Source organism: Sphingobium sp. TKS, from assembly GCF_001563265.1.
Lineage (GTDB): Bacteria > Pseudomonadota > Alphaproteobacteria > Sphingomonadales > Sphingomonadaceae > Sphingobium.
On sequence record NZ_CP005083.1, the window covers coordinates 3,981,303 to 4,007,787 of the forward strand.

The window sequence follows — 26,485 nt, forward strand, 5'->3', positions numbered from 1 at the left end:
CCAATGACTTGTGAAAATGCGCCAACAAAAATTTACCGCCCCGTTTCTGGCCCTTCTAGCTCATAGGAGCCGGAGAAAGGCGATCCGGGGCGGTTAAAATCCTCAGCGGCGCGAATCAGACGATTCGCGCCGCTGCGGTCCTATATTACTTCGAGATCGTGCCGACAACCCCTGCGCCGACGGTCCGGCCGCCTTCGCGGATCGCGAAGCGCAGACCCTGGTCCATCGCGATCGGAGCGATCAGCTTGACGCCGAGCTTCACATTGTCGCCCGGCATGACCATCTCGGTGCCCTCGGGCAGGATCACTTCGCCGGTCACGTCGGTGGTGCGGAAGTAGAACTGCGGACGATAGTTCGCAAAGAACGGGGTGTGACGGCCGCCTTCTTCCTTCGACAAAACGTAGACTTCGGCGTCGAACTCGGTGTGCGGGGTGATGGTGCCGGGCTTGGCCAGAACCTGACCGCGCTCGACTTCTTCACGGCCCACGCCACGGATCAGCGCACCGATATTGTCGCCCGCCCGACCTTCGTCGAGCAGCTTGCGGAACATTTCGACGCCGGTGACGGTGGTCTTGCGGGTGTCCTTGATGCCGACGATTTCGACTTCTTCACCAACCTTGACGATGCCGGTTTCGACACGGCCGGTCACGACGGTGCCGCGGCCCGAGATCGAGAACACGTCTTCGATCGGCATCAGGAAGGGCTTGTCGATCGGACGCTCCGGCTGCGGGATGAAGGTGTCGACCGCTTCCATCAGCTTCAGAACGGCCTGCTTGCCGATTTCGTCGTTCGTGCCGTCCAGCGCCTTCACGGCCGAGCCGGGGATGACGGGGATGTTGTCGCCGTCGAAGTCGTAAGACGACAGCAGCTCGCGGATTTCCAGCTCGACGAGCTCAAGGATTTCCGGATCGTCAACGAGGTCGACCTTGTTCATGAATACGACGAGCTGCGGCACGCCGACCTGGCGGGCGAGCAGGATGTGCTCGCGGGTCTGCGGCATCGGGCCGTCGGTGGCCGAAACGACGAGGATGGCGCCGTCCATCTGGGCCGCACCGGTGATCATGTTCTTGACGTAGTCGGCGTGACCCGGGCAGTCGACGTGCGCGTAGTGACGGGCTTCGGTCTCATATTCGACGTGGGCGGTCGAAATGGTGATGCCGCGCTCGCGCTCTTCGGGAGCCTTGTCGATGTTGGCATAGTCAACGAAGGTCGCGCCGCCGGTTTCAGCGAGCACCTTGGTGATCGCTGCGGTCAGCGAGGTCTTGCCATGGTCGACGTGACCGATGGTGCCGATGTTGCAGTGCGGCTTGGTCCGCTCAAACTTAGCCTTAGCCATTTTATCCTACCTTCTAATCAAATCAGCTTTTGTCTGACCGCTCGGCCGCGCCTCGCGAAGGCGCGTCCATAGCAGCAAATTCACAGATTACCAGCCCCTAACCGAGCCGTTTGCACGGCCCGGCCAGAGAAAAATCATCAGGCCATCTTCGCCTTGACTTCGTCCGCCACATTCTGCGGCACTTCGTCATAGTGCGAGAAGATCATCGAATAGTTCGCGCGCCCCTGGGTGAAGGAACGCAGCGAGTTCACATAGCCGAACATGTTGGCCAGCGGGACCATCGCCTCGACGACCTGCGCGTTGCCGCGGGTGTCGGTGCCCTGGATCTGACCGCGACGGCTGTTCATGTCGCCAATGACGTCGCCCAGATATTCTTCCGGGGTGACGACTTCGACCTTCATGACCGGCTCGAGCAACGTGATACCTGCCTTCTGCGCCGCTTCACGCATCGCCGCGCGACCGGTGATTTCGAACGCCAACGCCGACGAGTCGACGTCATGATAGGCGCCGTCATACAGGTTGATTTCGAAGTCGATGATCGGGAAGCCGATCAGCGAGCCGGTGGCCGCGGTTTCGCGCATGCCCTTTTCGATCGCGGGGATATATTCCTTGGGAATATTGCCGCCCTTGATCTCGTCCTTGAAGATGATGCCCGCGCCGCGTTCGCCCGGCGTCAGCTTCACCTTGATGCGGCCGAACTGGCCGGTGCCGCCCGACTGCTTCTTGTGGGTATAGTCGACGTCGACGGCCTTCTTGAGATATTCGCGATAGGCCACCTGCGGCGCGCCGACATTCGCCTCGACCTTGAACTCGCGCTTCATGCGGTCGACCAGGATTTCAAGGTGGAGTTCGCCCATGCCCTTGATGATGGTCTGGCCCGATTCGTGATCGGTCGTGACGCGGAAGGACGGATCTTCGGCGGCCAGGCGGTTGAGCGCGACGCCCATCTTTTCCTGGTCGGCCTTGGTCTTGGGCTCCACCGACAGCTCGATCACCGGCTCGGGGAATTCCATCCGCTCCAGAATGATCGGCTGGCGCTCCGCGCAAAGCGTATCGCCGGTGGTGGTTTCCTTCATGCCGGCCAGCGCGACGATGTCACCGGCATAGGCGGCATCGATGTCCTCACGCGAATTCGCGTGCATGAGGAGCATACGGCCGATCTTTTCCTTCTTGTCCTTGACCGAGTTCAGATAAGTGCCCTTCGTCAACGTGCCCGAATAGACGCGCAGGAAGGTCAGCGAACCGACGAACGGATCGTTCATGATCTTGAACGCCAGGCCCGAGAAGGGCGCGTCGTCCGCAGTCGCGCGGCTGTCGGGCTGTTCGGTGTCGGGATTGATGCCCTGCACGTCTTCGATGTCGAGCGGCGAAGGCAGATAGTCCACGACCGCGTCGAGCAGCGGCTGCACGCCCTTGTTCTTGAACGCCGAACCGCACAGGACCGGCACGAACGACTGGTTCAGCGTACCCTTGCGGATCAGCTTCTTGAGCGTCGCGGTGTCGGGCAGATTGCCTTCGAGATAGGCTTCCATCGCCTCGTCGTCCTGTTCGACGGCGAGTTCGATCAGCTTTTCGCGATATTCGGCGGCCTTGTCGGCGAGATCGGCCGGAATTTCCTCATAGGAGAATTCCGCGCCCAGATTCTCATCCTTCCAGATGATCGCGCGATTCTCGACCAGATCGACCAGACCCTTGAACTCCGATTCCGCGCCGATGGGCAGATAGAGGACGGCCGGGGTCGCGCCCAGGCGATCGATGATCGTCTGCACGCAATAATAGAAATTGGCGCCGGTGCGGTCGAGCTTGTTGATGAAGCACATCCGCGGCACCTTATACTTGTCCGCCTGGCGCCACACGGTTTCCGACTGCGGCTCAACGCCCGCAACGCCATCGAACGCGGCGACCGCGCCGTCCAGCACGCGCAGCGAACGTTCGACTTCGATGGTGAAGTCGACGTGGCCGGGAGTGTCGATGATGTTCAGGCGATGCTCGGGGCCCTTGCCCTCTTCGGCCTTCCACACGCAGGTCGTCGCAGCCGACGTGATGGTGATGCCACGCTCCTGCTCCTGCTCCATCCAGTCCATGGTGGCGGCGCCGTCATGGACTTCGCCGATCTTGTAGGACTTGCCGGTATAATAAAGGATGCGCTCGGTCGTGGTGGTCTTGCCGGCGTCGATATGCGCCATGATACCGAAATTGCGATAGCGTTCGAGCGGATGGCTGCGGGCCATGATGCTTCTCCGTTGCCGGCACGCCGGCGGTGAGTGAATGAGTCTTGCGGCTGGCCCCTAAACCAATCCGTCCGCCATGGGTAGCCCCACGGCGAACGGACCGATCTTCAAAACCAAAGGAGGGAGCGGACACCGGAGCGCCCGCAAACCCGTTACCAGCGGTAGTGCGAGAAGGCGCGGTTCGCTTCCGCCATGCGGTGCGTGTCTTCGCGCTTCTTGACCGCATTGCCGCGGTTGTTGGCGGCGTCCAACAGCTCACCCGACAGACGGGCGGCCATGGTGGTTTCGCTGCGGTTGCGCGACGCGGTGATCAGCCAGCGGATGGCCAGCGCCTGGGCGCGCTCGGGGCGCACTTCGACGGGAACCTGATAGGTCGCACCACCGACGCGGCGGCTACGGACCTCAATGCCGGGCTTCACATTGTTCAGCGCATCATGGAACATGCCGATCGGGTCCTTCTTGGACTTCGTTTCGACGGTTTCGAGCGCACCGTAAACGATGGACTCGGCGACGGCCTTCTTGCCGTCCTGCATGATGCTGTTCATGAACTTCGACAGCACGATATCACCGAACTTGGGATCGGGCAGGATAACGCGCTTTTCGGGGCGACGACGACGTGACATATTCTAGTCTCCCTTACTTCGGACGCTTCGCGCCGTACTTCGAACGGCTCTGCTTACGGTCCTTGACGCCCTGGGTATCCAGAACGCCGCGCAGCACGTGATAGCGCACACCGGGAAGGTCGCGCACGCGGCCGCCGCGGATCAGCACAACGCTGTGCTCCTGAAGGTTGTGGCCTTCACCCGGAATATAGGTGATGACTTCGCGCTGGTTGACCAGACGCACCTTCGCCACCTTGCGGAGAGCCGAGTTCGGCTTCTTCGGGGTCGTCGTGTAAACACGGGTGCAAACGCCGCGCTTTTGCGGGTTCGCTTCCATTGCAGGGACCTTCGACTTGGTCTTCTGCAGCTCGCGGCCCTTGCGGACCAGCTGGTTGATTGTTGGCATGAAGCCCTTCACCTTTTTCAGTTACTTTACCGCATGCATTCCCGCGTTCTCACCATCCGGAACGACCCGCCTCAAACGAATCGCCTCCAAATAGCAAAGACCCCGGCGGAAACCCGCCCGGAGCCGCAAGAGCACCGGCAATGTTCAGCTCTGATGCCCCCAGAACCGGATTTGGCGCGAACGAATCCGTCCATTCCGGGCCTTTGGGCAGGCGCGCCTATAGCCATGCCGGCCCCATGGGTCAAGGACGAGGCAGAGAGGCGTTGTTCCGCCTCCAGCCCGATATGGTGAAGGTGCCATTAGGAAATTGATAAGAACAGCCAATCTATCCTGACGCGATGCCGCCCTGGACAGGCGCATATGGACAGCGATGTGACCCAGCTTTCGACGATTACCGGCGAATTTCAAAATCCGGACATGGAAGCCGCTTTCCAGGCGGACCGCCTGCCCGAGTCGCAGCGCCATGCCCGAATGTTGTTCCTGCTTTCCGCATTGCTCAACCTGCTGTTCCTGCTGAGCGACTGGCGCTTCGCGGGGACGCCGCATTTCTGGGTCGCCGTGCCCGCCCGCGTCGCTGTCATACTCTGGTCGCTGGCCTGCCTGTCCTTCAGCCGCCATATGGTGAATTTCCGCGCAGTGGAGCGCATCTGCTTCGCCTGGCAGGTGGCGACCGCGATCGGCGTCGCCTTCCTCGTCTCCTCGCGCAGCGACATCGCCATCTTCGTGCTGGTGATGCTGCCGCTGATCTTCTACCTCGTCGTCCCCACCAGCTTTCGCGGCAATGTCGGCGGCGGCCTGGGCTGCGGGGTGGCGCTGCTGATCGGCTATATGGCGCCTGCCCCGCTGTCCCCGACCGCGCCGGGCATGGTCATGGCGGTCCTGATCCTGCATTGCGGCATGTGGATCGCGATCGCGCGCACCAACCGCCTGCAGCGCAAGGCATGGACAGCTAGCCAGATGGCGCAAAACGCCCGCGCCGCGCTTGCCAGCAACGGCGAGACGCTGGAGCGGATGTTCATGAGCGTGCCCATTCCCCTGCTCGTCACCCGGCCGGACGGCACGGTGGTGCGGTTCAACGATGCCGCCGCCCGCGCTTTCGGCACGGAGGACGACATATCGCGCGTCCACATGCTGGGCGAAGGCTCCACCGCCGTTTCGGGAACATGGGGAAGCCTGCGCGACTGCATCGCAAAGGGGCAGGAGATCGACAATTGCGAATGCCGCATCGTCTCCCGCGACAGCGCGGTCCATGACGTCCTGCTTTCCTCCCGCCCGATCGTGATACGCGGCGAGGATTGCATCCTCTCCAGCATCGTCGACATCACCGCCCGCAAGGAGGCCGAGCGCCACCTGGCCCATCTCGCCATGACCGACGCGCTGACCGGCCTTGCCAACCGATCGCACTTCATGGCGACGCTGACCCAGGCGGCCGGCGCCACCAGCCGCACCGGCGGACAGATGGCGGTGGTGCTGATCGACGTCGACGAATTCAAGCGGATCAACGACAGCGCCGGCCATGACGCCGGCGACGCGCTGCTCGGCGCCGTGGCCGATCGGCTGCGCGAAGCCGTGCGCCCCGGCGATCTGGTCGCGCGCATGGGCGGCGACGAATTCGCCGTGCTGCTCACCCGCCTGCGCACGGCAACGGACCTCGACACCATTCTCGCCCGCATGACCGACCAGCTCCACCGCCCGCTAAGCCACGGCACGCGCGACATAGACTGCCGCGTCTCCATGGGCGTCGCGCTCTTCCCGGAGCATGCCGGCGACATGGCCGACCTTATGAAACATGCCGACATCGCGCTGTATGAGGCGAAGAATGGCGGCCGCGGGCGAGCCTGCCTTTTCGAACCGCATCTGCTCGAACGCTGGCAGCGCGAGGCGCGGATGCTGGAGCGGGCCCGCGACGCGCTGATCCACGCGCCGCCCGCGCCCTGGTATCAGCCCAAGGTCGACCTGACGACGGGCAAGGTCATCGGTTTCGAGGCGCTGCTGCGCTGTGTCAGGCCCGACGGGTCGATCATCATGCCGGGCGAGATCGCCGCCGCCTTCGAACATTCAGAACTGGGCCGCGTCATCACCGAACGCATGCTGACGCAGGTGCTGGCCGATTGCCGCCGCTGGCAGGACGAGGGCTTGGATTTCGGCCATGTCGCGATCAACGTGCCGGGCGTCGAACTGCATGACGGCAGCTTTCCCGACCGGCTGCTGGAGCAGATGGCCGCCGCCGGCGTGCCGCCACACCGGATCGAGCTGGAGGTCACGGAATCGGTGTTCCTTGGCCGCAACGCCGAAGTGGTGGAGCGCAGTCTTCATCGCCTGAGCGCCGCCGGCCTCTCCATCGCGCTCGACGATTTCGGCACCGGCTATGCCTCGCTCTCGCACCTCAAACAATTTCCGATCGACATCATCAAGATCGACCGGCGCTTCATCCACGACGTGGAAACGGACCCCGACGACGCGGCCATCGTGCGCACGGTGCTCAACCTCGCCTACAGCCTGGGCATCCGAACCGTGGCCGAGGGCGTGGAAAATCCGCGCCAGTTGGACTATCTGCGCGCCGGCGGATGCCATTACGGCCAGGGCTTCCATTTCGGCTCCGCCACACCGGCTTGCCATGTGCCCCCTATGCTTGGTTGGAATCCCGCCTACGAAACCCTTGGTCCGGCGTAGAAAAATTTTCGGCGTCCTGGAACCGCAAGGCCGGTTCCACGTTTCAGCCCGTTCATCGTTCGACTCGTCACGAGTCCGCCCTCCCGGATTCGCGCGACTCGCTTCCTTTTGTTAGCGCCCCGTTCACTAAAAAAATACGCGGGGTCGCAATTGTCGCAACAGAGCAAGACGGGGGCAGCCGCCCTCTGGGCCAGGATGACTGCCCAGTGTTCGAAGCTGTGCCCGGAGCGGGAGATTTTCCTGCGCTCGGGCGGCCAGGTGAAGTTCATCCGCATTTCGCGCAAAGCGCAGCTTGTCGCCGCGGGCCTTGTCTCGTCCGCGCTGATCGGTTGGGCAGGCCTCACTCTGTCCATGGCCGCCAGCAGCGCGAGGATCGAGCAGGACCGCGCCGCCCTGACCGCGCAGGGCAAGGCCGTCGCCAGCACCGCCAGCCAGGTCGCAACCTACCGCAAGTCCGTCGACCAGCTCGTCCATGAGCTGGAAGAACGGCAGGATTTCATGGACGACCTCTACCGCACCCATTTCGGCAAGGAGGATGCAGCCCCCGCCCAGGATGTGGTCGGCAAGGCCGATGCCGGGACCAGAGCGCACAAGCTCGACACCAGGATCAGCAGCGCGCCCGAAGCTGCACCGCTGCTCCAGCTCGATGCGCGGCAACGGCGCTTCGCCGCCCTGCTGACCGGCGCGGTCCAGCAGCGCGCCGACAAGGCCGCCGCCGCGATCCGCAGCTTCGGCCTCAATCCCGACAGCCTCGCCCGCAACGCTGCCCGCGCACAGGGCGGCCCCTTCGTCCCGTGGGAAGGGCAGGACGCGATGCCCGGCGAGTTCGAAAAGCTGGCCAAGGCGCTGTCCCGCATGGAATTTCTCGAAGCCAGCCTGCTCGCCATCCCCTCCGGCAAACCGACCGCGACGCCGATGCTGAGCAGCAGCTATGGCTATCGCAGCGATCCGTTCAACGGCCATGCCGCCTTCCATGCGGGCCTCGATTTCCCCGGCAGCATGGGCCAGCCGATCCTGGCCGCCGCATCGGGCAAGGTCAGCTTCGTCGGCCAGCGCAGCGGCTATGGCAATGTGGTGGAGGTCACGCACGGCAATGGCCTGATGACCCGCTACGCCCATCTGTCAGCCTTCGATGCCCGCGTCGGCCAGCCCGTCACGCGGGGCGAAAAGATCGCCCGCATGGGCTCGACCGGCCGCTCCACCGGTCCGCATCTCCATTTCGAGGTGCGCGTGAACGGCAATCCCATCAACCCCCGCCGCTTCCTCGAGGCCCGCAAAGATGTTCTCCAGATCCAGCAAATCGCCACGGCGCGCCTCGCAGATGTCGGCAACCGGGGCTAAGAACACCCCCTTCTCCCTGATCGGCAGCGACGTGACGATCAGCGGCAACCTGACCGCCAGCGTCGACCTGCATATCGACGGCACGGTCGAAGGCGACATAAGCTGCGCCGCCCTGGTGCAGGGGCCGGACAGCCGCATCACCGGCCATGTCGCGGCGCAAAGCGCGCGGCTTGCGGGCCTGGTCGACGGATCGATCACGGCAGAGGAATTGGTGGTGGAAAGCAGCGCCCGCATCACCGGCGACGTGATCTATGACAATATCTCGATCGCACCGGGCAGCCGCATCGAAGGGCGCTTCACGCACAAGCAAAATGGGCCGGTCACTGTGGGCGAACTCAAGCTGATCGCCAACGACAGCGCCGGCTGAGGATTGCCCGGTCCTACGACCGCATTTGGCCAAAACCCGAACTTCCGATCTCAAAAACACATCGGGCGGAGCCTGCATCCAGACTCTGCCCGACAAGCGTAAAACTGAAACCAAAGCCTTATTTCGGCGCCAGCACCATCAGCATCTGGCGGCCTTCCATGCGCGGATAGGCTTCAACCTTGGCGATCTCGCCCACATTTTCCGCCACGCGCTGGAGAAGCTGCATGCCGAGCTGCTGGTGCGACAATTCGCGGCCACGGAAACGAAGGGTAATCTTCACCTTGTCGCCATCGCCAATGAAGTCATGGACCTTCTTCATCTTCGTATCATAGTCATGATCGTCGATGTTCGGACGCATCTTGATCTCTTTGAGTTCCTGCGTCTTCTGGGTCTTGCGGGCGATATTCGCCTTTTTCTGGGCCTCGTACTTATACTTGCCGATGTCGAGGAACTTGCAAACCGGCGGATCGGCGGTGGGCGACACTTCGACCAGGTCCAGGCCCAGTTCGTAAGCGCGCTCCATGGCCTCCTGCGTAAACATCACGCCCAGATTTTCGCCTTCGTCATCGATCACGCGCACCTTGGGCACGGTGATGAACTCATTGTAACGGGGACCGGACTTAGGCGGCGGCGCCATCGGGCGGCGCATCATTGGGGGACGTATAGCAGCTTCTCCTACGGTAGTTGATAGAACGACTCTGGCGGCGCTTTAACGCAAAGCCGAAAGGGTCGGCAAGTCCGCAGTTGCGGATTCACCGACCCCATGTGGCATCGCTGCCTCACTGCATATCGGGTGCTCGGCTCTCTTTTGCAAGACGGGCGATCACATCCTCGATGGAAAGGATACTCTGCCCCTCCTTGCCCAACTCGCGCAGCGCCACCGTGCCCTCATCGGCCTCGCGTCGGCCGACGACCAGCAAATTCGGCACTTTTGCGAGGCTATGCTCACGCACCTTGTAATTGATCTTCTCATTGCGAACGTCGGTTTCCGCCCGGATTCCAGCTGCCCGCAGCTTCTCGACCACTGCCTGCGCATAGCTATCTGCGTCCGACACGATGGTCGCCACCACCGCCTGAACCGGCGCCAGCCAGAGCGGGAATTTGCCCGCATAATGTTCGATCAATATGCCGATGAAGCGCTCATAGGAGCCGAAAATCGCCCGATGGAGCATCACCGGCCGGTGCCGCTCGCCATCTTCGGCCACATAGGAAGCGTCGAGTCGTTCGGGCAACACGCGGTCGGACTGGATGGTGCCCACCTGCCAGGTGCGGCCGATCGCGTCGGTCAGATGCCATTCCAGCTTGGGCGCGTAGAAGGCGCCTTCGCCCGGCAGCTCTTCCCAGCCATATTCCGGCGTGTTCAGCCCCGCCGCCGCAACGGCGTTGCGCAGCTCTTCCTCGGCCTTGTCCCACATTTCCTCAGTGCCGAAGCGCTTGTCTGGGCGAAGCGCCAGCTTGATCGAATAAGTGAAACCGAAATCCTTGTAGATGCGGTCGGCCAGCGCACAGAAGGCGCGGACTTCCTCCACGATCTGGTCTTCGCGGCAGAAGATATGCGCATCATCCTGCGTGAACTGACGCACGCGCATCAGCCCATGCAGCGCGCCATGCGGCTCGTTGCGATGGCAGCAGCCATTTTCGTAGAAACGCAGCGGCAGATCGCGATAGCTTTTGATCCCCTGCTTGAAGATCAGGATGTGCGCCGGACAGTTCATGGGCTTCAAGGCCATCCAGTCGGCATCGTCCGACACCAGCGGGCCTTCGTCGGCAACATTGGGCACTTCGTCGGGGATGACGAACATATTTTCGCGATATTTGCCCCAGTGGCCGGACTGCTCCCATTGGCGCGCGTCCATCACCTGCGGCGTCTTGACCTCGCGATAGCCCGCCGCATCGATAGCGCGGCGCATATAGGCCTCCAGCTCACGCCAGATCAGATAGCCCTTGGGATGCCAGAAGGCCGACCCATGCGCTTCCTGCTGGAGGTGGAACAGGTCCATCTCCGCGCCCAGCTTGCGATGGTCGCGCTTGCCCGCTTCCTCCAACCGCGTCAGGTGGGCGTCGAGTTGCTTCTTGTTGAGCCAGCCGGTGCCATAGACACGCGAAAGCATGGCATTTTTCTGGTCGCCGCGCCAATAGGCGCCGGACACGCGGGTCAGCTTGAACGCCGCCGGATCGAGCTTGCCCGTTGAGGCCAGATGCGGCCCCCGGCACATGTCGAGCCATTCATTGCCCGACCAATAGACCGTCAGTTCCTCGCCTTCGGGCAGTTCGGCGGCCCATTCGGCCTTGAACGTCTCGCCTTCGGCCTTCCAGCGGGCGATCAGCTCCTCGCGCTTCCACACTTCGCGGCGCAGCGGCTTGTCGGCGGCGATGATCTCGCGCATCTTCGCTTCGACAAGCGGGAGGTCTTCCTCGGTGAAAGGGCGGTCCTTCGGCGCGAAATCATAATAAAAGCCATCGTCGGTCGAAGGGCCAAAAGTGATCTGCGTCCCCGGAAACAGCGCCTGCACCGCTTCCGCTAGCACATGCGCGAAGTCATGCCGCGCCAGTTCCAGCGCGTCGGCCTCATCCCGCGACGTCACCAGCGCCAGTTGCGCGTCACCCTCCAGCGGCCGCATGATATCGCGCAGCTCGCCATCGACTCGCGCGGCGATGGCGGCCTTGGCCAGACCCGGCCCGATCGCCGCCGCAATGTCCGCCGGGGTAGTGCCGGGCGCGACTTCACGCACGGAACCATCGGGCAGGGTGATCTTGAGCATGGCGGACACGGGTGGTCTTTCTTTTGGAAGGAGAGATTGCGCGCGGCCCAAAAAGCCGCGCCTTCCCCATAAATGGGCCGCCCGCCCTGTCAATAGAAGCCCTCTTGCCAGCCCGTCCCATTCAAGGCATGTTTCATGTGTTGATATATCATTATTTCAACAGGAGGGATGCAAATGGCTTTGAGCTTCGCAACACCCCAATCGGGCGCAGAGGACAGGCTCCTGTCCGACATGAATAGCACGCCGCTGATCGATGTGATGCTGGTGCTGCTGATCATGTTCATCATCACCATTCCGATCCAGACGCACGCCGTCGGCGTCGACCTGCCGCAAACGCCCAAAGAGCTGCCCCGACTCCCATCGACACCGTCAAGAACAAGGTCGGCATAGACGAGAGCGGCGTCATCCGCTGGAACGGAGCAGCCGTCGACCGGCTCACGCTGCGCCAATATCTCGCCGCTTCGCTCCGCCTGCCCGTGGAGCCGGAACTTCAGTTCCAGCCCGATGCCGCCGCCCGCTACGTCATGGTGGATGAAGTGCTGGCCGACATCCGCCGCGCCGGGTCAAGAAGCTCGGTTTCATCGGCAACGAACGCTACGCCCGCTTCTGACCGGCCAAAGTCGCAAGCATTTCAGCATAATAGCTACCAAAGCGCTCCCGATCCCTCTTGACCGAAAGCCGCGGGCATAGTCTTCTCCTGCCGGGGCTACAGGGGGTTATCATGGATCAGGAACGCATTGGCGGCGACGGCTTCGCCTTTGAGGGGAATTGGCGCGACTATGCGCCGATCGCCTTCTCCAACCTGCTGCTGACGATCGTGACGCTGGGTATCTATCGCTTCTGGGCGACGACGCGGACGCGGCGCTATCTCTGGGCGAACACGCGCTTCATCGACGATCGGCTGGAATGGACCGGCACGGGCAAGGAATTGTTCCTGGGCTTCCTGATGGTGCTGGTATTGATCGGCATTCCCTTCCTCTTCCTGCAATTTGGCGCGCAAGCGCTCATTCTCCAAGGGCATGAGGGCATCGCCGCGATCCTGACGCTCGCAGCCTTTGTGACGATCTTCTACATGGTCGGTCTCGCCCGCTTCCGCGCACTGCGCTATCGCCTGAGCCGCACCTGGTGGCACGGCATTCGCGGCGGCAGCGACGACCAGGGCTTTGGCTACGGCATTTCCTATATGTGGAAGAGCTTTGTCGGCACATTGGCAGCGGGACTGATGATCCCCTGGTCGATGATGTCGCTGTGGAACGAGCGCTGGAACAAGATGAGCTTCGGCCCGCATATGTTCGAGGCAGCGGGCGATCATGGCCCGACCTTCAGGCGCTTCCTGCTTTTCTATCTCTTTCCCATCGTGGCCGTCATCGTCGGCGCCATCCTTGCCTTTGTCGCCATCCCGCTCGACGGCATGCAGCCGGGCGGGAACGCCGGGAAGGTCGCGGGCATGTTCCTGGGCATATTGTTCTTCGTGGTGGCGATCTATGCCGGTCTGGGCCTGATCGCGCTCGCCTTCTATGCCAGCTTCTTCCGGGAAGCGGTGGAGGGTCTGTCGCTCACCGGCCTCAACTTCCATTTCTATGCCCGAACCAAGGACTGGTTCCTGCTGTTCCTGGGCGACATCGCGCTGGTCATCTGCACGCTCGGCATCGGGTCGATCTTCCTGCAATATCGCCACTGGAAGTTCTTCGTGACCCATATGGGCGCGACCGGGACCATCTACACCGACGAACTGACCCAATCGCAGACGAAGACCAGCCGCCATGGCGAAGGCCTGCTCGACGCGCTCGACGTGGGGGCTTTCTGACCGATATGTCGGACTTCCGGCTCTGGCATTATGACGGCGTGACGGCGGTTCGGCGGAGCGTGCTGCTCCGTCCCGCCGGCACGGGCTTCGTGCTGGAGGAGCCGGAAAGCGGCTGGGTCGGCGCGCCGACCGACTGGAGCGATCTGACCGTCATCGGCGCCCAGGGCGACCGCCCGGCCTATGGCCACGGCGCGATTCCCGGCTGGCGCATGGGGTTTTCGGGCGAAGCACCCCCCGGCATCGCCGCGCATCTGCCCAAGGGGGAGCGCTATGGCCGCTGGATCGACCGCTTCGGCCTCTGGCCGGCGGCGGGTGTCTTCACGGCGGTCGCTGCCCTGGTCGTCTGGGGCGCGCTGGAAGCGCCCGGCATCATCGCCCCGCTCGTCCCGCAAAGCTGGGAAAACCGCATGGGCGACTCGATGGTGGGCGATTTCGGCGGCCGCTTCTTTCATATTCTTCAGCCATATCGGCGTGAATCTTACTTATGGCGGGATCGGTAGCCTCTGAGGCCAATTCACGGGCCGTCTTTGCTCGCCGAGCAAAATAAGCGCGGTCTTGATCGTCGAACATAATTCCTCCTTCCTGCTAGGTGATTCCATCAAAGGATGGCAGGTCGAGTCAAGGCCGACGACTTATGACAAGATTCAGCGTTCGATCTCACCGCGATCTGCAGGGCGGATCGGTTTCGAGATGGTCTTTTGGTGCCCCAGCTCGCGGCCTATGCCGTCGGCAAGCGCAGCAAGACGATCAAGCGCCGGAGCGCCGGGATCGTGCCGTATAGGCCCAGTCGGCCCCAAGCTGCGATTTTGGCCAAGTCGGAGAACGTTTTGGGAACGTGGCATTCGGTATTGACGATGGAAATCATAGAAGTCCCGATCCGCCGGCTCCTAGCCGAAATTCAGGCGATGCCCAATCCGGGGGTCATGCGGACGGGCGATCCCAGCGGCGCAGCGCCATGCCGATCAGCGTCACCGCACCGGCGCCCAGCATCAGCAGCGGCACCGCGACATGCGGGGGCACCGGATGCAGCGTGAAGACGAGCCCCGTCGCCGCCGCGGGCGGATGGACCGCACGGGCCGCCATCATCAGCAGCAGGCCGAGCGTGGCGGCGATGATCGCGACCAGCACCGAAGCGCCGAACATCCAGCCGGCCAGCGAACCGACGAACGCGGTCGCGGCATGCCCCGCCATGATCGGCCAGGGCCGCGCCGAGGGAGCCGAGGGGGTCGTGGCAATCAACGCGACCGAATTGACCAGCGGCATCCACATCGCAACGATCGCGAAATGATAAGCGAGCCCACCGAACAGCGCGAGGGTGGCGAGAAAGACCGAGCCTGCCAGCCCGATCCGCCGCCACGACATCGCATCGGTCGTCGCCCACTTCATCCTGCATTCCCCAAGTGGCGTGTCGTTTGAGGTGAAGATCGCCTGTATCCGAGCGCTAGACAAGGATTTTCTGCCGCAAGCGGCACCTGCGGTCGCGCAGACTGCTGGATCTGGACGGATCAGACCGCGAAGCCGCTGTTTCCTTGCCCAGGGGCGGCGTTTTTCAGCGCAGCGGACAGATCTGTCCAGCCGCTTTCGTTCAGTTTGAGCGTGGATCGCGATCATGCGCATAGCGGTGGCGCTCGCAATCGGCGGATAGCGGCGAGGATGGCGCGTACCATCGTGCCGGTGACAGCGACCTCGGCCAGCTGGAAGGTGATGGTGCGGGCGTGACGGACCACACGTGCCCCGATCTTGATCAGCTTCAGTTGCAGGCTGGTCAACGACCAGTCGGCCATGGCCTCGGGCAGCTCGATGCAGCGCAAGAAGGTGGCCAGGTTGTACGCCAGGGCGTGCAGTTGCAGCCGCACCTCATTGTCGCGGAACTTCCGGCACGACAGCCGCGTCCAGCGAAAGGCGTATTTGCCCTCTTTGATGTGCTGCTCGGCGGTGCCGCGCTGGTTGTAGAACCGCACCACCCAGTCCGGCTCCATCGGCAGGTTGGTGACGATGAAGCCGACACGCGGGAACAGTTCGCCCGGATGCCATTCGATCTTGGCGATCACCCGGCGTTCCTTGTCCCAGGACGCCGCCTGATACTCGAATTCCTCGAAGAACCGCTTGACCTTGGTCAGTGACGGCCGCCCGACAGGGCGCGTTAGCCGATGCGCGATCTTGTCCTTGAGGACCGCGTTTGCGGGCAGCCGGATGGCGTAGAAGAACCGCGCTTCTTCCAATCGCTCATAGATCGCCGGGATCGCGTAGGCAGCATCGGCCCGGAAGAACCTGCCACCAAGGTCGCGCTCCGCGTAGCGCGCAATGACGGGGTCGAGAACATCACGCCAGCCATCGGCGCTGTGGACGTTGCCATGGCGCAGGGCGCAGCGTTCCAGCATCCCGAACTGGTTGAACAGAAAGTTGGGGTGATAGCAGCTACAGTCGAAATGGCCATTCCAGGCGGACCCTTCCTGGTCGCCATGGGTCGGGCTGACCGAGCTGTCCATGTCCAGAACGATGTACTTCAGCCCGTTACGGTCATGGAACCGGTCGATCCATTGCCCGTTCAGGTCGGCCAGCGCGGCACGGTTCCCGGCCAGAGCCAGCGTCTCGGTCTCGAACCGTCCCATCTGCGATGCCGAGGCCGCTTGTGCATCGACCGCTCTGCCGCCGACAACTTGGCGCATGACCGGATCGCAGGCGAGACGGTTGGCGTCGTTGACATCCTCGTATCCGGCCAGCCGCCCAAAGACTGATTGCCGGAACAGGCCGTCGAGCCGATGGACCGTGTTCTTGCCAGAGCGAGTATCGCGCAGCGCCGCTGACGCCAAATCGGACAACCCGAGCGCGTCATCAAGCTCGCGCATCACCAGAAGGCCGCCGTCGGAACTGAGCTGCGTGCCGCGAAATTCCAGCCGCACGCGAGGGTCGAAATCCACCCGATCTGCCCGTTGCAAGCCCGCACCCTCTGGGTGATCCATGAAACGCGCCCCTCGCAGCCTTCAACACCATGTTTTATATAGGAAATATAATGGTCAGGACAGCGAAATCAGCGCCTTACTTGGGAAATGTGGGCTTCTGTCACACCCCCGCAGGCGACGCCGCGCTCAAGGCTCTGGCGGCGCAGCTTGATCCGCAGCATGAAGCCCGCGAAATCGCGCTCGCCAATATCCCGATGGTGAACGCGGTGACTTTGCCCGGCGGGCGGATCATCCTGTTCGACGGCTTGGTTCAGCAGGCCAAATCCCCCGATGAAGTGGCCGGTGTCCTTGGCCATGAACTGGGTCATGTCCGCCACCGCGACACGATGACGGGGCTTATCCGTCAGCTTGGCCTCAGCGTCGTGCTGGGCGGCGCAGGGGGCAATGCGGGCGGCTATCTGAACGGCGTGCTGTCGCTCAGCTATGGCCGGGGCGCGGAAAGTGCGGCGGACGGCGTCGCCATCGACCGGATGCGGGAGGCGCGGATTTCCCCTGCCGCCACCGCTGCCTTTTTCGAACGCCTCGGCGGCCAGGAGGGTGAAGGGACGGAAACGCAAGCCATGACCTGGCTTTCCTCCCACCCGCTCTCCGCCGCCCGCCGCCGCCGCTTCGCCGCCGCCGTCAAGCCGGGCGCATCCTACCGGCCTGCACTGGACCGGGCGGAATGGCAGGCGCTACGAACCTCCTGCGCGAGCGACCCGAAGGTCGCCAAATTCTGGGGCAAAGCTTTCTAAGGTGGAGGAATGGCCAAAGTTGGTCTTTCCGGACATTTTCGAAGTTCGTCATCCCCGCGAAGGCGGGGATCCATCTCCTGGCCTAACCGCTTGATGCAACGCTAGGAGATGGATTCCCGCCTTCGCGGGAATCACAAAACAGGAAGCGTCCACTCTCCACCCCTATCCGCCATTCGGGACGATCAGATATTTCTCTCCGGTGCGGCGGGCGTTGTAGGTCAGGACCGCGTCCCGGCTGAGCGCTTGCCTGAGGGAGATACGGGCCTTGTAATGGCTGGCGAAGGTGGTGGTGAGGCCGTCGCGGACGCGCTGGCGCAAACGTTCGACCGTTTCGGCGTCGTTCTTTTGCAGGAAGGGGAAGAGCAGCCAGCCGCCGACATTCCACATAAAGCCGAAGCTGCGCGTCAGGACGGTCGGAGACAGGTCCAGCGCGCCGTAGATATAGGCCTGTTTGAGACTGTTCGAGCCATAGCGGCTATAGGGCACATCCTTGACCTGCACCTGCTCCATGGCATGCAGGATCTTGCTGACCAGATTGCCGCCGCCGATCGCGTCGAAGGCAATGGTCGCGCCGGTGGCGGCGATCGCGGTCCGAAGCTGGGCGGGGAAGTCGTCCTTCGAACTGTCGAGCACATGTTCCGCGCCCAGATCCTTCAGAATCGCCACCTGCGCTTCGTTGCGGACGATATTTACCAGCGGAATGCCGTCCTCCTGGCAAATGCGCACCAGCATCTGGCCGAGATTGGAGGCGGCGGCGGTGTGAACGATCGCCCTGTGCCCTTCTCGTTTCATGGTTTCGACGAAGCCAAGCGCAGTCAGCGGGTTGACGAAGGCCGAAGCCCCCTGCTCCGCTGTCACATCGTCGGGCAGGACCATGCAGCCGCCAGCGCCCAAGAGGCGATATTCCGCGAACATGCCGCCCCCGATCAGCGCCACCCTCTTGCCGAGGAGCGCCTGGGCCTGCGGCGCGTCACCTGCCGCGATGACGGTGCCGGCGCCTTCATTGCCGATCGCCATGGGCTGGCCGACTCGCCCGGCCAGCGCGCGGCGGGCGGAATCTGGCATCCGGGCGACAATGCGGCCTTCCTCATAATCGGCATGTTCCACATCGGCGGAGGCGAACAGCAGGCCAAGATCGGAGGGGTTGATCGGTGCCGCTTCCACCCGGACCAGCACTTCATCGCCGTTGGGAGCGGGCAGCGCTTCTTCCGCCAGTTCGACCACCAGGCGGCCGTCTTCCTGCAACGTCGAGAGCAATTTGAGGCCTAGGGTATCGCTCATGAACACTCCGTTTCAGGCTGAGGGACGATCGCTGTAGAGCGTGGGGAACATGGTTTTGAGGGCCGTCAGCTTCGGCATGTCCCAACGCTGAATATAGGGGTGGCGCGGATTCTTGGTCAGGAAATTCTGGTGATAGCTGTCCGCATCTTGGAAACCGGTGAAGCGTTCGATGCGGGTGACGATGGGATCGCGCCAGAGGCCGGATTGGCCGAGTTGGGCAAGATAGGCTCTGGCTGCCTTGTCCTGCTCCGGGGTCAGCGGGAACAGCGCGCTGCGATATTGGGTGCCATGATCCGGACCCTGATAGTTGAGCGTGGTAGGGTCCGCGATCACCGAGAAGAAAACGCGTAGCAACGTGCCGTAGCTGACCATCTTGGGGTCGTAGGTGACACGAACGGACTCGGCAAAGCCCGTATCGCCTTCGCTGACCTGCTCATAATCGACCTTGCGGTCGCGTGGCCCCCCGGCAAAACCGGAGACGGCTAGGTGGACGCCCTTTAGGTGGGAGAAGACGCCTTCCACGCCCCAATAGCAGCCCCCCGCAAAGACGGCGGTTTCGAGCTTGCGGCTGGAAGCGGCGTCAACCACAGGAACCGGAGTGAGGACCGGGCGTTCGGCGCGCAGCGGGGATGCGACGGCCAAAGCCGCCAGAAAAGCAAGGGCTATGCCGTCAGAGCGCCGCATTGTCCGCGGCCGAAGCCGGAGCCGAAGCCGCCATGGCGGAGCCGGTCAGCGGGGGCGCATCGCCATTCGGCTGAAGCACGAAAACGCCGATGGCGCCGATCACAAACCCGCCTAGAAAACGGAGGAACAGGTCTGATTTCAAGAAGGCCACCATGGCGTTCTTCCTTTCGGTCGTCTTGGCCGCCACAAGCGGGCGGCAATGAATGTCGCGCGGCCTAGTCCCGGATGAACACTGCGCTATGGCAGTTTCGACCAACGCTCGATGCGAGACGATGGGTGACGGGCAAAGCCGGTTTCGGTTCGCAACGGGATATAGAGCCCATCGCCCCATCTGCAAGACGGCACGGGGGAAATTTTCCGTTTCCGAAATGGGGGTGATCGGATGCCTGATGTAAGCTGCTCACCCTCCCCTCTCCCACAGAGAGAGGAAAATGGCGCATTATTTGAGGGCGGCGCAGGCTTCCTGGATGCGGGTGCAGGCCTTGGCCAGCACCTCTTCGGAAGTGGCGTAGCTGATGCGGAACGCCGGGGAGAGGCCGAAGGCGGCGCCATGGACGGCAGCGACCTTCGCTTCGTCCAGGAAATAGCCGATCAGCGTTTCGTCGCTGTCGATCAGCTGGCCCTTGGGCGTCACCTTGCCGATCACGCCGCTCGCGTCGGGATAGACATAGAAGGCGCCTTCCGGCGTCGGGCAGTCGAGGCCCGGCGCGTCGTTCAGCATGGCGACGACCATGTCGCGGCGCTTCTTGAAGGCAGCGTTGCGTTCTTCGAGGAAGTCCTGGTCGCCGGTCAATGCGGCGACGGCGGCAGCCTGGCTGATCGAACAAGGGTTGCTGGTCGACTGCGACTGAAGCTTGCCCATCGCCTTGATGATCCATTCCGGGCCACCGGCGAAACCGATGCGCCAGCCGGTCATGGAGAAGGCCTTGGAGCAGCCATTGACGGTCAGCGTGCGGTCGTAGAGGTCGGGGCAGACCTGCGCGATGGTGGCGAAAGGGGTCGGCGCGTACCAGACATGCTCATACATGTCGTCCGTCATCACCAGCACATGCGGATGGCGCAGCAGCACTTCGCCCAGCGCCTTCAACTCGTCGGCCGAATAAGCCGCGCCCGAAGGGTTGGAGGGCGAGTTCAGCATGACCCACTTGGTCTTCGGCGTGATCGCCGCTTCGAGCTGAGCCGCGGTGATCTTGTAGCCCTGACTGGCCGGGCCTTCGATGAAGACCGGGGTGCCCCCCGCGAAGTTCACGATGTCCGGATAGCTGACCCAATAAGGCGCCGGAATGATGACTTCATCGCCCACGTCGACGGTCGCGACCAGCGCGTTGAACAAGGTATGCTTGCCGCCCGAGTTCACGCTGATCTGGCTGCGCTTGTAGATCAGGCCATTGTCGCGCTTGAACTTGAAGGCGACGGCTTCCTTGACGTCGGCGGTGCCGTCGACATCGGTGTAGCGGGTCAGATTGTTGCGAATCGCGGCAATACCCGCCTCTTTGACGAAATCGGGCGTGTCGAAGTCCGGTTCACCGGCAGAGAGGCCAATAACGTCCACGCCTTCGGCTTTGAGGGCATTCACGCGCGCGCTCATCGCCAGAGTGGCGGAGGGCTGGATGCGACCGAGGGCAGCGGAAGTCTGGCTCATTGCAATAGTCTTTCTCTAGAGCGATTTCAAAGCGGGCGGGATAGCCCGCTGGCTTAAGAAATCGCGGCACAATAAAGAATCCCCAAGGCCCGCAATAAGGCGGACGCGAGGCTCCTTAGTGCGCAACGAAAGAAGGGGCAACCGCCAGTTGGCCTCGGCTGGCCGTAACGGCAGATTATGACGTCAGCGCGCCAGCGACGCGGCCACCATGCCACGCGCCGCATTGCCGATGAAGAAGCCATTTTCCAGATCATGCGGTCGCAGATCGGCCTCCACCGCCTCCCCCATTTCGATCAGGCTGCGGCGCAGCACGCCAGGCAGCAGGCCGCGGGAGAGCGGCGGGGTCAGCAGCTTGTCGCCGCGCTCGACGAAGAGGGAGGAGAAGCAACCTTCGGTCAGATAACCCTGTTCGTCCTTCATCACCACTTCATAGGTGCCGCCACGCCGCAATGCGTCGTGGTACAGCGCGCGGTCGGTGGTTTTGTGCATCAGGCGCGGGTCGGCGGCCGGCGCGTTGCGGGGGACGAGCGCCACCTGCATGATCGCCTGCGGCCAAGTGTGATGCTCACGCACCTCGATGGCGACCGAACCGCGGCGGGAGACGAGCAGGCGCAGACGGCTGCGTTCGCGCAGGCGGAAGGTCGCGGCTTGCAGCTCATTGCGCACATCATGGCGGTCGAAGGCAAAGTCGAGGGCGTCCGCGCTGGCCTTCAGCCGTTCCAGATGCAATTCCAGCAATCTGATGCCATCGACCGGATCGAAGGCCATGGTTTCCAGCAGATCGAACCGTCCGTCAGCCAATGCCATGAAAATCCCGCAAACTCCCTGGAGCATTCTGAAATCGGCTGGACCAGCCGACGGCATGCAGAATGCGGACAATAAACACGCCCTTCAAGCCGGTGTGAGGAAGCGCCCCTTGGCCAGACATTCCGCCCATTCGGACGCGACATCCGAATCCGCGACGATGCCCGATCCCAGACCCAGGCGCCCCTCCCTGCTGCCTTCTTCAACACAAATGGTGCGGATGGCAACATTGAAGGCAGCATCGCCCGACGGATCGATCCAGCCCATCGAGCCGGTATAGACACCGCGCGGGAAGGCTTCGACCGCGTCGATAATCTCCATGGCGCGGACCTTGGGCGCGCCGGTGATCGATCCGCAAGGGAAGAGGACGCGCAGCACATCGACCGGCGAAAGGCCCGGCAGCAGGCGGGCGCGGACGGTCGACACCATCTGATGGACGGTGGGATAGGTTTCGACCTTGAACAGGTCGGGCACCGTGACCGTGCCGGCGCGGGAGACGCGCGAAAGATCGTTGCGCAGCAGGTCGACGATCATCAGATTTTCCGCGCGCTGCTTGGCATCCTGTTCCAGCCAGTGGATGAGGTCTGCGTCGCGGGCGAGATCGGGATCGCGGGGGGCGGTGCCCTTCATCGGGCGGGCGGTCAGTTGGCCCCGCACATTGGTGAAGAACAGCTCGGGGGAGAAGGAGAGGATGGCGTGATCGCCAGTGCGGAGCACGCCGCCATAGCCCGCCTGCTGGCGTGGGCGGAGCGCGGCGTAGAGCGCCATGAGATCGCCCGTGAAATGCGCCGCGCAGGGAAAGGTCAGATTGACCTGATAGATGTCGCCGGCACGGATGAAATCCTGAACCTGCGCGAAGGCGGCGTGATAGGCAGCCTCATCGATGAGCGGCTGGAGCCGGTTGACTCTCGCGGCGGTCGGATCGGGCAGGAGGCCGGGCATGGCCCCGGGTTCGATCAGGCGCACGCCTTCGAACAGGCCGAACCAGAGCAGCGGGGTTTTCGGCCGGTCCTCCCTGTGCCGCTCGGCCAGCGGGTGGAGGCGGTTCTCCAGCGCGAGACCCGCTTCATAGGCGATGAAACCGGCTGCATGCAGTCCGGCCTCCGCCGCTTCGGCCAGGCGATCGAGCGCGGGCTGCACCTCCGTCAGGCGGTGCGCGGCGATGACCGACACCGGATCGCGATAGAGGCGCGCGGGCGCAGCACCCCGCGTACGGGCGTCATCGAACAGGACAAAGGTTTCGGTCGGTCCCGGGAGGCGCATGGCCGCTCTCTTAACAGGCTTTGCACCGGGCGGAAGCTCTAACAGGGACACCGCATTGTTGCATGGACCGGGCATTGACCATAGGGAAGGACGCCATGACCCAAGGATTGCCCCGGAATGATGCGGCACGACCGCTGCGGCCAGCGCTGGCGCTTGCCCTGCGGGGCCGCTGCCCGGCCTGCGGCGAAGGCCGGATGTTTGCGCGCTTCCTGAAGCCCAGTCCGGCCTGCGAGGCTTGCGGCCAGGGCTGGGACCAGTCGCGGGCGGACGATTTCCCGGCCTATATCGTCATATTGCTGCTGGGGCACTTGCTCGTGCCGCTGATGATAGAGGTGAATGCGGCGCTGGACATTCCGATGGGACTGCAGGCGCTGCTGTGGCCGGCACTCGCGATCCTGCTGGCGGTGGCGATGATTCAGCCGGCCAAGGCGGCGGTCATCGCCTTCCAATGGAGCCGCCGCATGGACGGCTTCCGCTAAGGCCGCCTCAAAATATCAGCGCGGCAACATCATTCCGGGCGAATGATGAAATTGCGTTCCATCGCTTCACGCAGGCTTTCATCGATGCTGCGGCGTCCTTCGGAACCATGGGTGACGACCGTGGTGTCGGCGGTGGCGACACACACGCCCTTCTGAAAGCCCGCCGAGCTGATCGTCCAGCTCGTGCGGCCGATATGGCCGATCGCGCAATGCACTTCAAACGGATAGGGAAAGTGCGATTCCTCGACGAAATTGAGGTTCACATTGGCGACCAGCCAGCGCACGCCCTGTTCCTGCGGGTGACGGCCCAGATGATGGTGGAAGCGGATGCGGGCCGTTTCGAAAATCCCGGAGATGGCCACATTGTTGACGTGGCCCATCGTGTCGATGTCCTGGAAGCGGGTGTCGATGCTGGTGACGAAACGATAAGCTTCCGGGCGGAGACGCCAGGATTCGGGTTTGGCCATGTCCTGCTTGTCCTATGTCCTGTTTATCCTTTGCTCTTAACCCCTGACGGCCGGGATGCAATCTTCGGGTCGAAATTGGTCGGACTGCGACCTTTATGACACAGGCGCGAAGGCCATCGTTCCGAGCCGGTAACGGATCGTTTCCAGGTGCAGCGATGGACTTCCGCGCAGGTGCAGCATAGCTTTCGCACCGGATTTTCGCGCACGGGGTATTCATGCAACGCTATAGTCGGATTGCCATTTTCCTGCATTGGGCGATCGCTGCCCTGCTGGCCTTCCAGATCGCCGTGGGATGGGCGCTGGAAGATCTGGGCGCGCGCGGATTTGCGCTGTTCCAGCTCCACAAGTCGATCGGCATTTCGATCCTGCTGCTGACCTTGGCGCGGATCGCCGTACGTTATTGGAAGCCGCGTCCGGCGCCGGCCGAGCGCGGCTGGCAGGGCGCGCTGGCAAAGGCAGTGCATGCGAGCCTTTACCTGTTCATGCTGGGCGCGCCGCTGACCGGATGGGCGCTGGTGTCGACTGCCAAGGTGAAAGTGCCGACGCTGATCTTCGGGACCATCCCCCTGCCCCATCTGCCCCTGCCCATGGGGGCGCATGAACTGGCCGAGGGCGGACACAGCCTGATCGCCTGGATCGGCATCGCCTTGTTCGCGCTGCATGTGGCGGGTGCGCTGCGGCATCATTTCCTGATGGGCGACGGGCTGCTGTGGCGGATGATCCCGGCGCGCTCGCCGGTGTTGCTGGCGGCTTTGCCCGCACTGATCGCGGTGGGCTTCGTCCTGGGCCGCGTCGTGCTGCCGGAGCCTGCGCCGCAGGTGGCGGTCGCGCCCGTTACGCTGGCTGCGGTCGAGAAGGAGGCGCCTGCCAATGTCGCTGAGGCGATGGACAATGCGGCCAATGCGGCGGCTCCCGCCGAAGCGGACAATGCGATGGCGGCGGAAGAGCCGGTAGGGCCGCCGCCTTCCTGGGCGGTGCAGCCGGGCGGCACGATCGGCTTTTCCGTCGGGAACAGCGGCGAGACGATCAGCGGCGGCTTTTCCAAATGGACGGCGAAGATCGCGATGGATCCGGACCATCCCGATAGCGCCGACATTCGCGTCGAGATCGATCTGGCGAGCGCCAGCGTGGGCGACAGCTATAAGGACGGAATGCTGGCCGGGGACGAATTTTTCGGCGTGGCGGCCCATCCCAAGGCCGTCTTCACCGCCAAGGGCGCGGAAAAGACGGGGGCGAACAGCTACCGCGCCGCGGGCACGCTGACGCTGAAGGGGGTGAGCAAGCCGCAGAGCATCCGCTTCACCCTGTCGGGCACGGGCAAGGCGCGGAAGGTTTCGGGATCGGCCATCATCGCCCGCGCACCCTTTGGCGTCGGCAATGGCGAGAGCAGCACGGGACTTGATCCCAAGGTGGCGGTCAGCTTCGGCTTCAGTGCGCAGGCGGAATGACCGGCGGATAGATTTACATCCCGACTTCTGCCAAAGCGGCGTCATGGACAGCAAACAGTCGCCAGCCGCGCATATAGAGGACGGGGTCTTCCTGGGCTTCGTCCTCATCGTCTCGATCGCCTTCGCTCTGGTGATCGAGCCGTTTTTCGCCGCGATCCTGTGGGGCGTAATCGCCGCCATCCTGTTCGCGCCGGTCAACCAGGCATTGATCGGCATGATGCCCCGGCGGCGGAACAGTTCGGCGGCCTTGACGCTGTTGCTGATCATCGCTGTGGTGATCGTGCCGGCCATCATCCTGGCCATGGCGCTGGTGCAGGAAGCGACGATCTTCACCGCCAGGGTGCAATCGGGGGAGATCAACTTCGCCCGCATGTTCGCGCAGTTCCAGGCGAGCCTGCCCGGTTGGGCGGCGGCCTTTCTGGAGCGATTGGGCATCACCAATTTCGCCGCCGTGCGCGAGATGCTGAGCGAAGGCATCACCTCCAGCTTCCGCACGGTCGCGACGCAGGCGCTGCAGATCGGGCAGAGCGCATTCAGCTTCCTGATGGCGCTGGGCGTGATGCTGTACCTCACTTTCTTCCTGTTGCGCGACGGGCCGAAGCTGGCCGCGATGGTGGACCGGGCTGCACCGATGCGGACCGCCTATCGCCGGGCCTTGATGGAGCAGTTCGTCATCGTCACCCGCGCGACGATCAAGGGCAGCATCGTCGTCGCCATCGTGCAGGGGGTGATCGGCGGAGTCGTGTTCTGGGCGCTGGGGTTGCCGGGCGCGCTGTTGTGGGGCGTGCTGATGGGGGCATTCTCGCTGATCCCGGCGGTTGGGACGGGGCTGATCTGGGTGCCGGTCGCGATCTATCTGTTTGTCACCGGGGCGGTGGTGAAGGGATTGATCCTCGCCTTTTGCGGGATGTTCGTGATCGGGATGGTCGACAATATCCTGCGCCCGGTGCTGGTCGGGCGGGATACGCGGATTCCGGATTATGTGGTGCTGATCACGACCTTGGGCGGGATCGATCTCTTCGGGTTCAACGGCATCGTGATCGGGCCGGTCATCGCGGCGCTGTTCATCGCCACCTGGAATATCGTGACACGAATGCGCAGTGGGGTCGACGGGCTGGAAGGGCCGCTGACGGAGGAGCCTTCTGGGGGATGAGCCGCCGTATTCCTGCGAAGGCAGGAACCCAGTGCAGACGTT

At 63.3% G+C, this 26,485-nt stretch carries 24 protein-coding genes and 1 pseudogene; 10 read left to right on the plus strand and 15 right to left on the minus strand.

Annotation, left to right across the window (positions count from 1 at the left end; all coding sequences use genetic code 11):
- Positions 1 to 145: 145 nt before the first annotated feature.
- From tuf to rpsL, 4 genes are all read right to left on the minus strand, one after another.
- Complete coding sequence (gene tuf, locus K426_RS19715; protein ID WP_066560553.1) at positions 146 to 1,336, minus strand: elongation factor Tu; 1,191 nt, start codon at positions 1,334 to 1,336, stop codon at positions 146 to 148.
- Between the two features lie 137 nt (positions 1,337 to 1,473).
- On the minus strand, positions 1,474 to 3,567 hold the full coding sequence (gene fusA / locus K426_RS19720) for an elongation factor G (protein ID WP_066560554.1): 2,094 nt from the start codon (positions 3,565 to 3,567) through the stop codon (positions 1,474 to 1,476).
- Between the two features lie 152 nt (positions 3,568 to 3,719).
- Entirely contained in the window at positions 3,720 to 4,190 is a 471-nt protein-coding gene (gene rpsG, locus K426_RS19725; protein WP_066560556.1) for a 30S ribosomal protein S7, read from the minus strand.
- 13 nt (positions 4,191 to 4,203) lie between these two features.
- Positions 4,204 to 4,575, minus strand: coding sequence for a 30S ribosomal protein S12 (gene rpsL, locus K426_RS19730; RefSeq protein ID WP_007686591.1), 372 nt, complete (start codon positions 4,573 to 4,575; stop codon positions 4,204 to 4,206).
- A 372-nt stretch (positions 4,576 to 4,947) separates the two neighbouring features.
- Here rpsL and K426_RS19735 point away from each other — a divergent pair, with 372 nt between their 5' ends.
- From K426_RS19735 to K426_RS19745, 3 genes are all read left to right on the plus strand, one after another.
- Positions 4,948 to 7,248 (plus strand): EAL domain-containing protein, encoded by a 2,301-nt coding sequence (locus K426_RS19735; RefSeq protein WP_145907524.1) that lies wholly within the window; start codon positions 4,948 to 4,950, stop codon positions 7,246 to 7,248.
- 150 nt (positions 7,249 to 7,398) lie between these two features.
- Complete coding sequence (locus K426_RS19740) at positions 7,399 to 8,589, plus strand: M23 family metallopeptidase (protein WP_066560564.1); 1,191 nt, start codon at positions 7,399 to 7,401, stop codon at positions 8,587 to 8,589.
- Positions 8,570 to 8,956, plus strand: coding sequence for a bactofilin family protein (locus K426_RS19745; protein ID WP_082748717.1), 387 nt, complete (start codon positions 8,570 to 8,572; stop codon positions 8,954 to 8,956). The genes K426_RS19740 and K426_RS19745 overlap by 20 nt, the downstream gene beginning before the upstream one ends.
- Positions 8,957 to 9,074: 118 nt before the next feature.
- Here K426_RS19745 and infC read toward each other — a convergent pair whose 3' ends face one another.
- Both infC and thrS read right to left on the minus strand, forming a co-directional pair.
- Positions 9,075 to 9,608 (minus strand): translation initiation factor IF-3, encoded by a 534-nt coding sequence (infC, locus tag K426_RS19750; RefSeq protein ID WP_013847538.1) that lies wholly within the window; start codon positions 9,606 to 9,608, stop codon positions 9,075 to 9,077.
- 127 nt (positions 9,609 to 9,735) lie between these two features.
- The gene (gene thrS / locus K426_RS19755) at positions 9,736 to 11,718 is read right to left on the minus strand and encodes a threonine--tRNA ligase (protein WP_066560569.1); all 1,983 of its coding nucleotides are present in this window, start codon (positions 11,716 to 11,718) and stop codon (positions 9,736 to 9,738) included.
- A 174-nt stretch (positions 11,719 to 11,892) separates the two neighbouring features.
- On the opposite strand from thrS, the pseudogene K426_RS19760 reads away from it, so the two are divergent.
- The 3 genes and pseudogenes from K426_RS19760 to K426_RS19770 all read left to right on the plus strand — a co-directional run bounded on the left by K426_RS19760 (position 11,893) and on the right by K426_RS19770 (position 14,025).
- Positions 11,893 to 12,328, plus strand: a pseudogene (locus K426_RS19760) (ExbD/TolR family protein).
- A gap of 111 nt (positions 12,329 to 12,439) precedes the next feature.
- Positions 12,440 to 13,525 carry a YjgN family protein gene (locus K426_RS19765; RefSeq protein WP_066560572.1) on the plus strand — a complete coding sequence of 362 codons (1,086 nt, stop codon included), beginning with the start codon at positions 12,440 to 12,442 and terminating at the stop codon, positions 13,523 to 13,525.
- 5 nt (positions 13,526 to 13,530) lie between these two features.
- Complete coding sequence (locus tag K426_RS19770; RefSeq protein ID WP_237229848.1) at positions 13,531 to 14,025, plus strand: hypothetical protein; 495 nt, start codon at positions 13,531 to 13,533, stop codon at positions 14,023 to 14,025.
- Between the two features lie 421 nt (positions 14,026 to 14,446).
- Here the strand turns inward: K426_RS19770 and K426_RS19775 are convergent, their stop codons facing one another.
- Both K426_RS19775 and K426_RS19780 read right to left on the minus strand, forming a co-directional pair.
- Positions 14,447 to 14,911 (minus strand): HPP family protein, encoded by a 465-nt coding sequence (locus K426_RS19775; RefSeq protein WP_020817765.1) that lies wholly within the window; start codon positions 14,909 to 14,911, stop codon positions 14,447 to 14,449.
- Positions 14,912 to 15,132: 221 nt separating this feature from the next.
- Positions 15,133 to 16,488 (minus strand): IS1380-like element IS1247 family transposase, encoded by a 1,356-nt coding sequence (locus K426_RS19780; RefSeq protein ID WP_006473457.1) that lies wholly within the window; start codon positions 16,486 to 16,488, stop codon positions 15,133 to 15,135.
- Positions 16,489 to 16,538: 50 nt separating this feature from the next.
- On the opposite strand from K426_RS19780, the gene K426_RS19785 reads away from it, so the two are divergent.
- Entirely contained in the window at positions 16,539 to 17,222 is a 684-nt protein-coding gene (locus tag K426_RS19785; RefSeq protein WP_237229849.1) for a M48 family metallopeptidase, read from the plus strand.
- A 162-nt stretch (positions 17,223 to 17,384) separates the two neighbouring features.
- On the opposite strand, the gene K426_RS19790 is transcribed toward K426_RS19785, so the two are convergent.
- From K426_RS19790 to pabB, 6 genes are all read right to left on the minus strand, one after another.
- The gene (locus K426_RS19790; protein ID WP_066560580.1) at positions 17,385 to 18,503 is read right to left on the minus strand and encodes a zinc-binding dehydrogenase; all 1,119 of its coding nucleotides are present in this window, start codon (positions 18,501 to 18,503) and stop codon (positions 17,385 to 17,387) included.
- 12 nt (positions 18,504 to 18,515) lie between these two features.
- Positions 18,516 to 19,187, minus strand: a complete 672-nt coding sequence (gene msrA / locus K426_RS19795) for a peptide-methionine (S)-S-oxide reductase MsrA (RefSeq protein WP_066560583.1) — start codon at positions 19,185 to 19,187, stop codon at positions 18,516 to 18,518.
- Positions 19,174 to 19,341, minus strand: coding sequence for a hypothetical protein (locus tag K426_RS32195; RefSeq protein ID WP_169576124.1), 168 nt, complete (start codon positions 19,339 to 19,341; stop codon positions 19,174 to 19,176). Before K426_RS32195 ends, msrA begins: the two co-directional genes overlap by 14 nt.
- A gap of 285 nt (positions 19,342 to 19,626) precedes the next feature.
- Complete coding sequence (locus K426_RS19805; RefSeq protein ID WP_066560588.1) at positions 19,627 to 20,829, minus strand: pyridoxal phosphate-dependent aminotransferase; 1,203 nt, start codon at positions 20,827 to 20,829, stop codon at positions 19,627 to 19,629.
- A 183-nt stretch (positions 20,830 to 21,012) separates the two neighbouring features.
- Positions 21,013 to 21,636 carry an aminotransferase class IV gene (locus K426_RS32590; RefSeq protein ID WP_066560590.1) on the minus strand — a complete coding sequence of 208 codons (624 nt, stop codon included), beginning with the start codon at positions 21,634 to 21,636 and terminating at the stop codon, positions 21,013 to 21,015.
- Between the two features lie 84 nt (positions 21,637 to 21,720).
- Entirely contained in the window at positions 21,721 to 22,896 is a 1,176-nt protein-coding gene (pabB, locus tag K426_RS32595; protein WP_066560593.1) for an aminodeoxychorismate synthase component I, read from the minus strand.
- 95 nt (positions 22,897 to 22,991) lie between these two features.
- Here pabB and K426_RS19820 point away from each other — a divergent pair, with 95 nt between their 5' ends.
- The gene (locus K426_RS19820) at positions 22,992 to 23,375 is read left to right on the plus strand and encodes a DUF983 domain-containing protein (protein ID WP_066562053.1); all 384 of its coding nucleotides are present in this window, start codon (positions 22,992 to 22,994) and stop codon (positions 23,373 to 23,375) included.
- Positions 23,376 to 23,404: 29 nt separating this feature from the next.
- Here the strand turns inward: K426_RS19820 and K426_RS19825 are convergent, their stop codons facing one another.
- Positions 23,405 to 23,842 (minus strand): acyl-CoA thioesterase, encoded by a 438-nt coding sequence (locus tag K426_RS19825; protein WP_066560595.1) that lies wholly within the window; start codon positions 23,840 to 23,842, stop codon positions 23,405 to 23,407.
- Positions 23,843 to 24,057: 215 nt separating this feature from the next.
- On the opposite strand from K426_RS19825, the gene K426_RS19830 reads away from it, so the two are divergent.
- A complete protein-coding gene (locus K426_RS19830; protein ID WP_066560597.1) occupies positions 24,058 to 25,290 on the plus strand; it encodes a cytochrome b/b6 domain-containing protein in 1,233 nt (410 codons plus the stop codon).
- 43 nt (positions 25,291 to 25,333) lie between these two features.
- Positions 25,334 to 26,443, plus strand: a complete 1,110-nt coding sequence (locus K426_RS19835; RefSeq protein ID WP_066560598.1) for an AI-2E family transporter — start codon at positions 25,334 to 25,336, stop codon at positions 26,441 to 26,443.
- Positions 26,444 to 26,485: the final 42 nt, after the last annotated feature.

Bases quoted from the DNA above. Each gene is read 5' to 3' on its own strand.
- K426_RS19835 (WP_066560598.1), top strand. From the start codon at position 25,334: ATGGACAGCAAACAGTCGCCAGCCGCGCATATAGAGGACGGGGTCTTC.
- tuf (WP_066560553.1), bottom strand. From the start codon at position 1,336: ATGGCTAAGGCTAAGTTTGAGCGGACCAAGCCGCACTGCAACATCGGC.
- K426_RS19765 (WP_066560572.1), top strand. From the start codon at position 12,440: ATGGATCAGGAACGCATTGGCGGCGACGGCTTCGCCTTTGAGGGGAAT.
- K426_RS19830 (WP_066560597.1), top strand. From the start codon at position 24,058: ATGCAACGCTATAGTCGGATTGCCATTTTCCTGCATTGGGCGATCGCT.
- K426_RS19745 (WP_082748717.1), top strand. From the start codon at position 8,570: ATGTCGGCAACCGGGGCTAAGAACACCCCCTTCTCCCTGATCGGCAGC.
- infC (WP_013847538.1), bottom strand. From the start codon at position 9,608: ATGATGCGCCGCCCGATGGCGCCGCCGCCTAAGTCCGGTCCCCGTTAC.
- rpsL (WP_007686591.1), bottom strand. From the start codon at position 4,575: ATGCCAACAATCAACCAGCTGGTCCGCAAGGGCCGCGAGCTGCAGAAG.
- pabB (WP_066560593.1), bottom strand. From the start codon at position 22,896: ATGCGCCTCCCGGGACCGACCGAAACCTTTGTCCTGTTCGATGACGCC.
- K426_RS19790 (WP_066560580.1), bottom strand. From the start codon at position 18,503: ATGAGCGATACCCTAGGCCTCAAATTGCTCTCGACGTTGCAGGAAGAC.
- K426_RS32195 (WP_169576124.1), bottom strand. From the start codon at position 19,341: ATGGTGGCCTTCTTGAAATCAGACCTGTTCCTCCGTTTTCTAGGCGGG.
- K426_RS19820 (WP_066562053.1), top strand. From the start codon at position 22,992: ATGACCCAAGGATTGCCCCGGAATGATGCGGCACGACCGCTGCGGCCA.
- K426_RS19825 (WP_066560595.1), bottom strand. From the start codon at position 23,842: ATGGCCAAACCCGAATCCTGGCGTCTCCGCCCGGAAGCTTATCGTTTC.
- rpsG (WP_066560556.1), bottom strand. From the start codon at position 4,190: ATGTCACGTCGTCGTCGCCCCGAAAAGCGCGTTATCCTGCCCGATCCC.
- K426_RS19770 (WP_237229848.1), top strand. From the start codon at position 13,531: ATGTCGGACTTCCGGCTCTGGCATTATGACGGCGTGACGGCGGTTCGG.
- K426_RS19775 (WP_020817765.1), bottom strand. From the start codon at position 14,911: ATGAAGTGGGCGACGACCGATGCGATGTCGTGGCGGCGGATCGGGCTG.
- K426_RS32590 (WP_066560590.1), bottom strand. From the start codon at position 21,636: ATGGCATTGGCTGACGGACGGTTCGATCTGCTGGAAACCATGGCCTTC.
- K426_RS19805 (WP_066560588.1), bottom strand. From the start codon at position 20,829: ATGAGCCAGACTTCCGCTGCCCTCGGTCGCATCCAGCCCTCCGCCACT.
- K426_RS19780 (WP_006473457.1), bottom strand. From the start codon at position 16,488: ATGGATCACCCAGAGGGTGCGGGCTTGCAACGGGCAGATCGGGTGGAT.
- fusA (WP_066560554.1), bottom strand. From the start codon at position 3,567: ATGGCCCGCAGCCATCCGCTCGAACGCTATCGCAATTTCGGTATCATG.
- K426_RS19785 (WP_237229849.1), top strand. From the start codon at position 16,539: ATGGTCAGGACAGCGAAATCAGCGCCTTACTTGGGAAATGTGGGCTTC.
- msrA (WP_066560583.1), bottom strand. From the start codon at position 19,187: ATGCGGCGCTCTGACGGCATAGCCCTTGCTTTTCTGGCGGCTTTGGCC.
- thrS (WP_066560569.1), bottom strand. From the start codon at position 11,718: ATGCTCAAGATCACCCTGCCCGATGGTTCCGTGCGTGAAGTCGCGCCC.